Genomic DNA, 11,979 nt, shown 5'->3' with positions numbered 1-11,979 from the left:
GGCCGCCTCCGCGCAGCGGCGCAGGATCGCCACCGCGCGGCGGTCGTCCCAGTCGTGCACGATCGAGCTCAGCAGGTACGTGTCGGCACCGCGCACCGGCAGCGGCTCGAAGAAGTCGCCCGCGCGGAAGTCGCACCGGTCCGCCACCCCCGCGGCGGCCAGCACGGCCCCGGCGGCCTCCGCCGACGAGGGCCGGTCGACGACCGTGCCGCGCAGGTGCGGGTGGGCGGCGAGCACGCAGGACAGCAGCGTGCCGTTGCCGCCGCCGACGTCCACCACGTGCCGGGACCGCCGCCAGTCGAGCCCGGCCAGCGCGGTCGCGGCCCAGTCGCGCTTGCCGCCCATCAGCGCGTCGTAGGAGGCGGCGAGCGCGGGATCGGCGGCGAGGTCGTCCCAGAAGCCCCGCCCATGGGTCATCGGGTAGCCGGGCTCGCCGGTCCGCACGACGTCGAGCAGCGCGCCGAAGGCCAGGTCGGCGCGGCCGATCGGGCCGGTGAGGTCGAGCCAGTCACGCAGCCGCCCGGGACCGCCGTCGCGCAGCTGCTCGGCGGCGGGGCTCAGCCCGAACCGGCCGGGGGCGGGCTCGCTGAAGACGCCGCGCGCGACCAGGTAGCGCAGCAGCCGCGTCAGCGCCGCCTCGTCGGCCCCCGCGGCGGCGGCGAGCGCGGCGGCCTCGCCCTTGCCGTCCGCGATGTGGTCGGCCAGCCGCAACGTGGCGGCGACGCGCAGGGCCATCGGCGTCACCAGGTCCGCGGCGGCGAGCAGCGTGCGCATCGCGTCCATTCAGGACACCCAGCCCATCGCGGCGAACGTCCGGGACAACACGTCGGAGCGGTCGTCGTCGGCCAGCCGGATGCCGTCGCGGTCCACCACCAGGTCGCCGAACTCTCCGGCCCGCGTGAGGAACGCGTTCAGCTCGGGCTCCTCGCACGCCGCCCGCAACGACACGCCGGTCCGGCGCTGGAACGTCGCCGCGTCGATGCCCTCTGCGGTGCCGAGCGCCCTGGGCAGCCACTGCACGGTGAGCGCCCCGGCCCCGGCGGGCACGTTCACGTCGAACTCCGCCGGCCTGCTGGTGAAGTCGCGCATCCGGCCCCGATGGTTCAGCAGGTAACGCTGGTTGATCAGCGAGTTCGCGCCGGTGCCGAAGCCGATCCAGTCCATGCTGAGCCGGTAGTACGCCTCGTCCGCGAGACAGCGGGGAGCGCCGAAGTACGACACCGCGTACTCGGGATGCCCGGCCGCGGTGAGCAGGCCGGCGGCGAGCCGGTAGGACCGCAGCTGATGCTCCAGCACGATCGGGGTGCCGCTGCGCTCGATCTGCCTGCGCATCACGGTGCCCTCGGTCGCCCGGTAGGCGTAGACGGAGAAGTGGTTCACCGGCAGGTCGAGCGCCCGCCGTACGGTCTCCTCCACCTCTCGCAGCGACTGGTCGGGGAAGCCGACGATCAGGTCGATGTTGACGTTGCCGAACCCGGCCTCGCGCGCCGCCTCGACGCTGCTCACCGCCTGCCCGACCGAGTGCGCCCGGCCGATCCGGCGCAGCCTCGTCTCGTCGAACGACTGCACGCCGAGGCTCACCCGGTCGAACCCGAGACCGCGCAGCAGCTTCAGCTTCGCCAGGTCGACCGACTCCGGGCTGCCCTCGATCGTCGCCTCCCGCAACGTGGACAGGTCGAACTCCGCGGCCAGGCACGCGTACGTCTCCTCGATCTCCCGCTCCGTCAGGACGGTCGCCGTGCCGCCGCCCCAGTACATGACCTCGCCGCGGTAACCGGCCGCCCGCAGGGCGGGCGCGTGCGCCCGGATCTGGGCGCGCATGGCGGCGAGGTAGCCGGCCCGGGGCGACGACTCGGGCGCGAGCCGCAGGTCGGAGACCGGCACGTCCACCACCCAGTCGCAGAAGTGGCACTTGGAGTTGCAGAACGGGACGTTCACGTAGAGCAGCAGCGGCTCGTCCGTCCGGCGCGCCGTCAGCGGGAGCGCGCTCGTGGTCGTCTCAGCGGTCATGTCCGCCTCCCACCAGGCTCAGCCCCTGCCGGCCGAGCGCCTCGATCCCGGCCAGGCCGTCGGGCCCGGTGACGAACGCCTCCAGCTCCAGGAACATCACCGACGTCGGCCGCGTGCCGACCGGGCCCGTCCTCCCGTCGGGCAGCAGCGGGATCTTGTCCCGGTCGAACGACGACATCGACTCCACCAGGTACACCGCCCCCCAGAGCCGTTTGCGTTCGTCGGAGAACCACGCCTTGAAGCGCATCCCCGGCAGCCTGGAGTAGTCGTCGGCCGCCCGGGAGCGCACCCAGGCGCGCAGCTCGGCGAAGTCGATGTCGACGTCCTTCAGGTCGAACGCCACGATCGCGACGTACACGCGAGATCCTTCCTGGTCACGGGAACGGGTGCGGATCGGTCGTACGCACGGCCGCCAGCCGCGGCAGGTTGTCCAGCCGCCGGTAGGCGTGGCCGAACGTCATGGGCAGCGCGCCGGGCACGAGCACCTTCACGCAGCGGAAGCCGCCCGCCAGGTGCTCGGGCGTGGTCTGGTCGACGACGACCACGTCCATCCCGGCGGCGATGACCGCGTCCGTCATGGCGCGCAGGTCCGCGGTGAGGTCGTCGCCGGTGAACCGGTCGTCGCCGAACCCGCTCTTCGGGCCGTCGGCGCGGCCGGTGAGGAACGCGAGCCGCGCGGCGGCCTCCGGCGCCGCGTAGAGGAGCGAATGGTCGTGCATGGTCGTGACGAGCTCCGGGTCGGCGGCCATGGCCCGCGCCCGGTCCTTCTCCTGCGGGTAGCGGCGGATCACGTCCGCCAGCAGCGGGCCCAGCTCGCTGAGCGCGTTCATCGCGGCCTGCTCCAGGGTGAGCGCCGACCCGGCGGCGTGGGCGGTGGCGGGCTGGTCGGGGCGCCGCTCGGTGTCCACGGCCATCACCCACACGCTGGGGATGCCGTGCTCCGTCGTGGTGTCGAAGCAGAGCACCCGGTGGCCGGTGTCCGCGGTGATCGCGGCGGCCTGCATCGGCAGCGCCGGATCGTCCGCCAGGGCGGGGTCCAGCACCGGCACCTGCCGCCGGGCGTGCCAGGTGAGAAGGAACGCGTCCCGTTCGGCGACCTCCAGCAGGCCGTGCAGGATCGCCTCCTCCAGGCACGAGCCGAGCGCGCAGCCGTTGGAGACCTCGAAGACGAACGGCTGCTCGCCCTCCGGCATGTGCCGCGCGTAGTAGTAGACCTGGTTCTCCGGCACGAGCACGGGCTGCGCCTTGGCGAAGGAATAGCCCCACACCCACCGGCACACCGTGTCCTCGGTGAAGCGCCGGAAGCCGAAGCCGGGGCGGTCGTAGTTCTCCTCCGGGTGCGTGCCGAAGCTGTCGGGGTGGACGGCGTGGCCGGCGATGGCGCGGTAGGCGGACTCGACGACGGTGCGCCGGCCGCCGGGGCTCACCCCGCCGTAACGCTCCAGCGCCTCCAGCACGGCGACGAGCTTGCTGGAGCCGTAGCTGCGGGTACGGCCGACGCCGGGCTCGAGGCCGGTGCCGGCGCGGATCGGCAACATCGCGCTCGCCACCGTGAGACCGCCCTGCACGCCCGCCTTCAGCGGCCGGATCATGCCGGTACGGTCGTCCACGTACGTCTCGATGAGGGCCTCCAGCTCCGGTCGCCTGGTCCTGGGGGCGCCGCCGAGCTTGCGCCGCGGGCGCAGGGCCGGCTCGGCCGGGCCGTCCGGCGGCAGGCCGCCACAGGAGGGGCAGAGCGGCTCCGGGAGGAATCGGTGCCTGGTGACCTCCAGCGTCCCGAGGTCGATCTCCAGTACGGCGTTGACCGTGCGGGGCTCCGCGCCGCTCGCCAGCGCGGCGGTCTCGCCGGAGACGAGCGCGTCCACCAGGTCGGCGGCGAGCGGAGTGAGCCACTCGCTCGGCGCGGGCGCGCGCCGCGCCCGCACGGCCTCCGCCTTGCGCCCGTCGGGCTGAACCCGGCTTCCTCGGATGCGCACGCAGGTACGGCACCCGGGAACGCCCGGCCGTTCCAGCGGCCCGACGGTGACGCGCCCCAGCTCGGTCCGCACCGGCAGCACCGGCCCCGCCCCCAGCGCCACGGTGACCTCCCCGCTCTCCGGCACCCGCGTCGGACTTCCTGGTACGCCCGTGGCGGGCGCACTCGGGCGACTTTCCGCTTCGCCCGTGGCCGGCGCACTCGGATGACTTTCGGGTACGCGCATCACCGGCACACCACCCGCACGACGAACGGCAGGACGGCGTGGACGGCGGGGTCGTGGTCCAGCGGCACCACCAGCGGCCGGTGTCCCGCCGCCGCCATCGCCGCCGCGAGCCCGTCCACGTCCATCTCGGGCCTGGCGGCCGCCTCATGGTCGCCGCGCAGCGCCGGCGGGACGGGCCGGCACGGCGGCGGGGCGTAGACCGGCTGGTCGTTGAGCTGCGCCTGGCGTATCAGCAGGAGGTCGCGCAGGCACGCCGCCACCGCGCCGTCCATGGTCAGCGCCGCCCCGTACGCGACGGCCCCGCCGGACAACATCCCCACCACGGTCGGCACGCCGAGCGGACCGGTGACGTCGTGCACGGTCAGCTCCTCACCCAGCGCCTCGATCATCGACAGGTGATACGCGGGCGCCCCGGCCGGATTCGCCCGCCCGTACGGCCGCGCGGCCCGCTCGACGGCGTCGAGGGCGAGCGCGGCGGCCTGCGCGACCAGCCCCTCCGCGACGGCCTCCTCCCACGAGTACGCCGCAGCGGTCCCGACCGGCACCCGGAAACCGACCCCCGCCGACGCCCCGGCAACGGCATCGCCGCCCGGCCCCCCGCCGGCCACGGCGTCCGGCGGTACGCCTGGCACCGCTCCGGCGTCCGGCGGTGCGTCTGGCACGGCGCCGATGTGCGGTGGCGCGCCCTGCATGGTCGCTGCGTTCGGCGGGCCGCCGAACACGGTCTCGGCGGGCAGCAGGCATGACGTCCGGTCCACCAGGTCGTAGGCGCGCACCTGACCGTCGACCAGGCGGCGCTCGTCGAGTGTCAGCGCGCCGGCGCACGCCAGGGCGGCGAGCGCCGCGCGGTAACGGGCCTCCTCGAAGGTCAGGCCCGCGCCGGTGACCACCGGGCGCGGTGCGGCGCCGAGCCGGCCGCACGGGTCGGACACCGAGGTGGACGTCACGTGCAGCGGCAGTTGCGCCAGATCACCCTCGTCGATCTCGGCGAACAGCCCCACCTCGGCGTCCATGAGCCCCTTGGCCCGCCGGGAGAACTCCGCCTCGCTCAGCGCGGGCGCGGCGCGCAGCTCGCCGATCCGTTCGAGGAACGCCGCCTCGTCGGACGGCGCGGCGGGCAGCTCGTACGGGTGCGCGACCACCTGGTGGGTGGTGGCGGCCAGGGTCCTCGGGTCGAGCACCACGATGCGGGGCGCGTCCTCGGCGCGCAGCCCGGCCAGCAGCCGGAACAGATCGTGCGCCACCTGGTTCGCCACCACCCGGACCACCACCGGATCCAACGCAGGCCCTGCCCGGTCCGGTGCGGGTCCGATCAGCGCGTGGTGTCTGCGCCAGGCGCTCGCCCAGCAGCCGCCGCGGGCGGCCGGCTGCCACCAGATGCCGTCCCCCGCGGGCATGACCTGCGTGAGAAGCACCCCTGAGGCGGCGCAGGCCCGTTCCAGCTCCGCCGCCCGCTCGGGCCGGGCGCGTTCGGCCACGTGGATCACGATGCGGGCCCCGTTCGCGTCACCGTCCACGTCACCGTTCACGTCACCGTTCACGTCACCGTCCGCGTCACCGTTCGCGGCGACGTTCCTCAGCCCGGCGGCGGCGCAGGCGCGGCTCGTCTCGGCCACCAGCGGCCCGGAGCCGACGATGACGGCCGGGACGTCGCGGACGTCCTCGAGGACGCGCCCGGGCGAGTCGTGGAAGTAGCCGAGGTAGGACAGCAGATCGCGGTGCTCCTCCCGCTCGGCGTCGGTGAGGGTGTCCGGCTCGGCGGGGCCGACCTCGCGGACCAGGCCGCGTTCGGTGAGCGTGCCGACGAGCCGGGCGACGAACGCGGCCCGGTCGGCGGGCAGGCCCTCGGTGAGCCGGTCGAGGGTACGGGTGCCGTCGAGCAGCGGCGCCAGGCGGTCGAGCCACCGGTGCAGCGAACCGCCGGAGATGAAGGTCTCGCCCTGGTGACTGATGACGTACACGCCGCCGTCGACCTCGGCGTAGTGGGCGTCGGGACGGAGAAGCAGGTTCAGAGCCGCCATACCGGGGTCTCCTCTCGCCGGCTGCCGAGCATGAACTCGCCGACCGCGCACTCGACGAGCCGGTCCCGGCCGGTGGCGGCGGTGAAGGCGGGGTCGTCGCCGCTGCCGAGCGCGCAGGGCGCGAGGTCCATGGCGCTCGCCACCGCGTACATCGTCTGCTGCAGCACGCCGACGTGCTTCAACATCAGCGCGTAGCCCATGGCCTCGTACTTCCACAGGATCCGGCCGACCCTCGCGCTGATCACGAACAGCACCTGCGGCGGCGACTTCGCGACCGACGACTCGGCGGCCACCTTCAGCATCCTGCGCACCGCCGGATGGTCCGCGCCGCGCACCGGGCGGAGCAGGTGGTCGTGGGCGTCGTAGTGGTACATGCCGGGCTCCAGCCCGTCCGCCAGCCGCACGACCGGATAGACCTCCAGCTCGTACGCCGAGCCGCCGCCCGGATAGGGCTTGCCGGCGTACTCGAAGCCGTCGAGGGTGCGCAGCAGCCGGACCCGCGCGCAGCGGTAGAGGAACGCGCCGAGCTGCTCGGCCGTGATCGGGTGGTCGTCGTCGTGGTCGCGCACGCTCTGCCGGTCCTCCAGCACGGCGGTCAGCGTGGGGTCGGTACGGCGCAGCGCGGCCAGGTCGGGCCGGGCGAGGGCCGTCGGCTCACCGGGATAGGGCGACGGCCGGGCGGGAGGCGGCTCGTGCGCACCGCGCGCCCAGAACGTGCCGCCGAAGCCCGCGCCGAACCAGCCGCGGTCGCCGAGCCGGCTGCGCTCGTGGAACCACAGCTCGTGCGTGCCCCACTGCCGCCGTTCGAACGGCTCGTCCTGCCCCGCCGCCACCAGCATGCCCGCGGCGACCAGGTCGGCGCGGAGCGTCGCGGCGGCCTCGGCCGGCAGGCCGGCGTCGCCGGACGGGTCGGCGAGCAGCGCGGCCACCGCGGGGTCGTGCACGTGGACGTCGCACCACGAGCCGGGCATCTCCAGCACCAGCCCGCCGGAGGCGTCCGTGCGCCGCAGCACCGCGAACCGCGACAGCGTCGGCTCGCCGTCGGGCGGCGCGGGCGGCGCGGGCGGCGCGGGCGGCTCGGCGGGCGCGGCGATCGGCGTGACGGTGTAGAGGACCCGCCCGGCGCAGGAGACGGTTCTGGCCAGCCAGCCGCCGTCGCGCAGCCTCTCCACGTCGGGGTCGGCCTCGTCCAGGGGCACGGGCCCGGCCGCCAGGGCGTCCAGCAGCGCCAGCAGGCGCGGTGACGCGCGGCCGAGCAACGTGGCGTGCGGCCAGGCGGCGAGCATCAGGTCACCGCCGGGGGCGGTCGCCCGGTAGACGCCGGGCCGCAGCGCCCACCGGTGGGTCACGGCCGACTCGATCTGCACGGACATCAGGCGCCTCCCACGGCGATCTCGATGGCGGACACCCCGTACTCCTGCTCGACCGCCGAGGCGGCGAAGTGGCACAGCAGCGACCGCTGCACGGCGCTCACCCCCAGCCGCGACAACTGCAGGTACGTCAGGTTCAGCAACAACCGGTAACGGCGGAACGGCCCCGACCGCAGCACCTCGTCGTGCCAGACCCGGTTACCGCGCAAGGCCCGATGGAACGCGGTGTCCGGCTCCACGGCCGCGCCCGGCTCCACGAGAAGCGCGCCGGAGGCGATCAGGTCGTTCCCGCGTTCGGCGAACTCGTCGAGCAGCTCCACCCACGCCTGCCCGCGCGGCGTCCCGGCCACGACGGCGGCGACCTGCGCGCGCAGCGGGCCGGCGCGCAGGGCGTACTGGGCGTCCCAGCGTTCGCGCATGTGCGGCACGTTCGCCAGGAACGCCTCGGCGTGCGAGCGGAACGACACGAACCCGCCGGTGATGCCGCCCTCGGCGTAGGCGTGCGCGGCGGCCACCATCAGCTCGAACGCCAGCCCCAGCCGCGACTCGCCCGCCGCCACGGCGTCGAGCTGCCCGAACGCGGCGGCGCTGGCCGCGGTGTGGAAGTCGTGGAACAGCTCCTCCGCCGCCGCCCCGCCGAGCACGTGCGCCCGGGACCGCGGAAGGGCCCGGTGCACCGAGTTGTCCGGGTAGAACGGCAGCAGCGGCTCGTCGATCTGCTCGGCGACGGCCAGGTGGCGGTGCTGCGGCAGCAGCCGTTCAGGGTCGATGCGCGCGCGGGACGGGTGGGCGCGCAGATGAGCCTCCATCACGTCGCGCACCCGGTCCCACGACGGCTCGGCGGTGCCGAACCACAACTCCAGGTGCGGCCCGCGTACCCAGTGCCGCTGGAACCACGCCCGCCCCGGCGCCCGCGCGAACAGCGGCCGGGCGGCCAGGATCACGCCGTCGAGCTCGGGATCGTGGTACGCCACGTCGATCCGCCGCCAGCCCATCATCGCCTCCCCGAAGCCGTGACCTCGTGCAGGGCCCGCGCCGCGAGCAGCCGCAGGCGTACCTCGGCCGCCATCGACACGCCCAGCCGGTTGGCCGCCAGATGCGCGCAGTTGTCCAGCACCCGCAGCCGGTCCGGCGCGGGCAGCGCGGCGGCGAGCCGCTCGAACGTCGCCGCCCACGCGTGCAGGCTCGTGCCGGGGTCGTCCGGTTTCGGCGGCAGGCCGCGCAACGAGCCGGCCAGCCGCAGCACCCGCTCCCGCACCGTGGCGAACTCGCCGTCCACCCGGTCCGCGGGCAGGTCCTGGCCGCCGCGCCAGCCCCGGCACAGCAGCTCCACGTCGCCGACCGGCCGCTCGTCGGGGACGCCGGAGGCGTACCAGGCCAGCAGCAGGACGCCGAGCACGGCCAGCTCACGCTGGTTGCCGGTGGGGCGGCGGCCGAGGACGTCGAGCGCGAGCCGGCTGGAGTCCGCGAAATGCCGCTCGACGGCGCGCAACGTCTCCCCGGTGCCGTACTTCTCGGTCTCGGGCCGGTACGGGACGAACTCGACGGAGTTGTTCGGCCGCAACGACGTGAGGTGGTCCGTCACGCCCTCACGGGCCGCCAGCACCGCCGCGACCTGGGCGTACTCCTCCTGAGTCGTGGTCTCCGGTGCCGGGTGCGCGGCGAAGTGGGCGTGCATGCGGGCGGCGACGGCGTCGCGGTCGCCGCCGCGCAGGCGCAGCCGCACGTGGCTGCCGCCGTCCCAGTAACGCAGGAAGAAGAAGTCGGCGCCGAGCTCGCGGACCAGCGGCGCCACCGCGTCGCGCAGCAGCGCGTCGAGGTCGCCGCGGTAGTGCAGGTGCACCCCCAGCCAGGTCATCGGCTCACTCCGATCTCGACGTGGTACTCGGTCACGTGCGCGGGGGCGCCCTCGGCCAGCGGGTCCGGCAGCGCCTCGTCGATGACCAGCACGGCGTTCGAGCGCGCCTCCCGCTCGAACAGCGCGACGAGATGCCAGGAGGAGAAGTCGACATAGCCGGGTTTGCGGGCCTTGCCCAGCTCGGCGCCGGGTTTCCAGCCGCGGACGAAACACCGCTCCGGGATGCCGAGCTCCGCACGCCAGCCGGCCAGCGCCAGCAGGTGCTCGCCGTCCGGCCCGGACCGTGCGGGCACCTGGTCGGCGGGGACCGTCCAGCGGGCGCGCTGCACGACGACGTCGCCCACGGACACCCGGGGGAACCGCTGCGGCGTCCCGGTGCCGGCGAGCTCGCGCAGCGAGATCAGCGGCGGGACGCTGGGGTGGAACAGGTACGTGGGCGCGAAGGCGCGTTCGAGGAACCCGGCCACGGCGGGCAGCGCCAGCTCGCCCATCATGCCGAGGTGGACCGGGTCGATCCGCCCGTGGCGCTCGCTGAACAACGAGACGAGATCCGTCCGCGGGTCGTGCTCGACGAGCAGCTCGCCCAGCGGCACCCGGTGCCGGGGGTCGCGGCCGGACGCCGCGCCGGGGAGGTCGATCTCGTGGACGGTGCTCGGGGTGCGGGTGTTGAGCGCCGAGCCGAACCTGCCGCCGAACTCGGCCAGCGGCAGCCCCGCGCGCTCCGGCCGCTCCGGGGCGACGCCCGCGCGGCCGAGCAGGTGGTGCAGCCGTCCGGAGGCACGGCCGTGACCGGCGTGCACGGCGTTCACCACGACCTTGCCGGGCCGGCCCTGCGGGCGGAGCCCGGCGGACTCGCCGGGCAGGGTCTGCAGGTAGAAGCCGGCGGCGGCGGGTGAGGTCAGCCACGCGGGCCAGTCGGCGGTGTCGGCCAGCACCTGCCCGCGCTCCAGCGTCGCCGAACGGGCGAGCGCCCGGGCCCGCTCGCGCAACCGCTCCAGCTCGCGCAGCCGGTCTTCGCCGGTCAGCTCCAGGAACCACGGCATGGCGGCCGGCCCGAACAGGTGCGGCAGCGCCGCCGTGGCCTGCCGGCACACCTCCAGGAACGGCGTGCGCGATCCGGCGCCGAACCGTTCGCGGCAGAACGCCCCCACCTCGACCCGTACCGGCACCTTCCAGTCGAACACCGACAACCACCGGCGCACGGCGTCCAGGTCGGCGAGCACTTCAGCGGAGAGGTCGGGCGGCGCCGGCCGGGCGGCGCTGACCTCGATCTCGTGCGCGGGCTCGGCGGGCGCGGCGACGCCGAGCCGCGCGGCCACGGCGGCGCTAGCGGCGGCGACGCGCGCACGGCGCTCACGGCCGTCGTCCGGGCCGGGCCGCACAGGCCGCAGCGCGGCCGCCAGCTCACGCAACTCGGGCGCGAGACCCAGCGGCGCGTCACCGAGTTCGCGCTCATTGCCCGACTCGGGCGCGTCGCCCAGCCAGCGGGCCCAGCCGCCGAACGGGTCCGGGTCGTCGTCCGCGACCGGCGACCAGGGGATCAGCAGTTGCGCCGCCACCAACCGGGCGACGAACCGGCCGGCGTCGTCAGGCTCGGCTCCTTCGGCGGCCAGCAGCTCGGCCAGGCGTGGCGCGGTCGGCGACGACCCGGCGTGCCGCAGGCAGAGATCGATCGCCGGCGTGCGCCTGACCGTGACGATCCGTTCGCCGGGCGACCTGCGCACGAACAGGCATTCGTCACCGGCGAGCCGCGTCAGGCTCGGATTGGCACGCAACGGCACCCGTTCCGCCAGCCGAGGATCGGCGAGCAGCGTGTCCCGTACGGCATCGAGGAAAGCGCCCGGCACCTCGGCCACCGTGACGGGATCGAGCGCACCGGCGGGATCGAGCGGACAGTCGTCCCAGCCGGTGAGCGCGCTCACCATGAACGAGCCGAACGGGCTGGTCTTGGCGGAGGCACGGGCGAGGTACTTGACCAGCCGCAGCACCTTGCCCTGTCGCGGCGGACGGCCGGGGTCGGCGAGCCAGCGGTCCAGCGTCGCCGACAGTTCCTCACCGGACAGCAGCAGGCCGCGCCGGAACACCGGGCGGGAGCAGGCGGCGCGCACCCGGTCGAGCGCGTCGGCGTGCTCCTTGGCCAGCACCTCGGCCAGCTCGGCCCGTCGTTCGTCCCACTCGTGCCGCCCCCGCAGCCACGCGGTGACCCGCTCGGCCAGCGGCGGCGGCAGCGGGCACAGCTCCACCAGCCGCGCCGAAGGAGGCCGATGGCCGGGCGCCAGGGCGCGCCGCAGCCCGACCAGCGCGGCCCGGGCGGAGTCGGCGCGCCCGATCAGGTCGAAGAGCTCGCCGGACAGCGCGGCCGCCTCGGCCGCGAGCCGGCGCCGTTCCACGGTGAGGTGCGCGACCAGCTCGGCGGTGTGCGGCAGCCGCAGCTCGGCCAGCACGGCCGAGGGCAGGCCCGCCACCCGGACCGCGATCTCGCGTCCCGCCTCCACCCGCATGCTCTCCATCCCCTCACC

The 11,979-nt window shown here is 75.2% G+C and carries 9 protein-coding genes; all 9 read right to left on the bottom strand.

Annotated features, from left to right (window positions below; translation table 11 throughout):
- A partial coding sequence (locus C1J01_RS09295) for a methyltransferase (RefSeq protein ID WP_111178119.1) occupies positions 1 to 783 on the bottom strand: 783 nt, incomplete at its 3' end.
- Positions 784 to 2,010 (bottom strand): coproporphyrinogen-III oxidase family protein, encoded by a 1,227-nt coding sequence (locus C1J01_RS09290; RefSeq protein WP_111178117.1) that lies wholly within the window; start codon positions 2,008 to 2,010, stop codon positions 784 to 786.
- Entirely contained in the window at positions 2,000 to 2,368 is a 369-nt protein-coding gene (locus tag C1J01_RS09285) for a hypothetical protein (protein ID WP_111178115.1), read from the bottom strand. The genes C1J01_RS09290 and C1J01_RS09285 overlap by 11 nt, the downstream gene beginning before the upstream one ends.
- 16 nt (positions 2,369 to 2,384) lie before the next feature.
- Positions 2,385 to 4,112, bottom strand: a complete 1,728-nt coding sequence (locus C1J01_RS09280) for a TOMM precursor leader peptide-binding protein (RefSeq protein WP_181448653.1) — start codon at positions 4,110 to 4,112, stop codon at positions 2,385 to 2,387.
- Between the two features lie 98 nt (positions 4,113 to 4,210).
- On the bottom strand, positions 4,211 to 6,232 hold the full coding sequence (locus C1J01_RS09275; RefSeq protein WP_111178111.1) for a hypothetical protein: 2,022 nt from the start codon (positions 6,230 to 6,232) through the stop codon (positions 4,211 to 4,213).
- Complete coding sequence (locus tag C1J01_RS09270; protein ID WP_111178109.1) at positions 6,220 to 7,605, bottom strand: SagB family peptide dehydrogenase; 1,386 nt, start codon at positions 7,603 to 7,605, stop codon at positions 6,220 to 6,222. Before C1J01_RS09270 ends, C1J01_RS09275 begins: the two co-directional genes overlap by 13 nt.
- Positions 7,605 to 8,600, bottom strand: a complete 996-nt coding sequence (locus tag C1J01_RS09265) for a thiopeptide maturation pyridine synthase (protein ID WP_111178107.1) — start codon at positions 8,598 to 8,600, stop codon at positions 7,605 to 7,607. The genes C1J01_RS09270 and C1J01_RS09265 overlap by 1 nt, the downstream gene beginning before the upstream one ends.
- The gene (locus tag C1J01_RS09260; protein WP_111178105.1) at positions 8,597 to 9,460 is read right to left on the bottom strand and encodes a thiopeptide-type bacteriocin biosynthesis protein; all 864 of its coding nucleotides are present in this window, start codon (positions 9,458 to 9,460) and stop codon (positions 8,597 to 8,599) included. Before C1J01_RS09260 ends, C1J01_RS09265 begins: the two co-directional genes overlap by 4 nt.
- A complete protein-coding gene (locus C1J01_RS09255; protein WP_111178103.1) occupies positions 9,457 to 11,970 on the bottom strand; it encodes a lantibiotic dehydratase in 2,514 nt (837 codons plus the stop codon). Before C1J01_RS09255 ends, C1J01_RS09260 begins: the two co-directional genes overlap by 4 nt.
- Positions 11,971 to 11,979 lie beyond the last annotated feature (9 nt).

This window comes from Nonomuraea aridisoli (assembly GCF_003236395.1).
Lineage (GTDB): Bacteria > Actinomycetota > Actinomycetes > Streptosporangiales > Streptosporangiaceae > Nonomuraea > Nonomuraea aridisoli.
The sequence above is the reverse complement of the archived record's forward strand: the minus strand, read 5'-3'. Positions and strand labels throughout refer to the sequence as shown.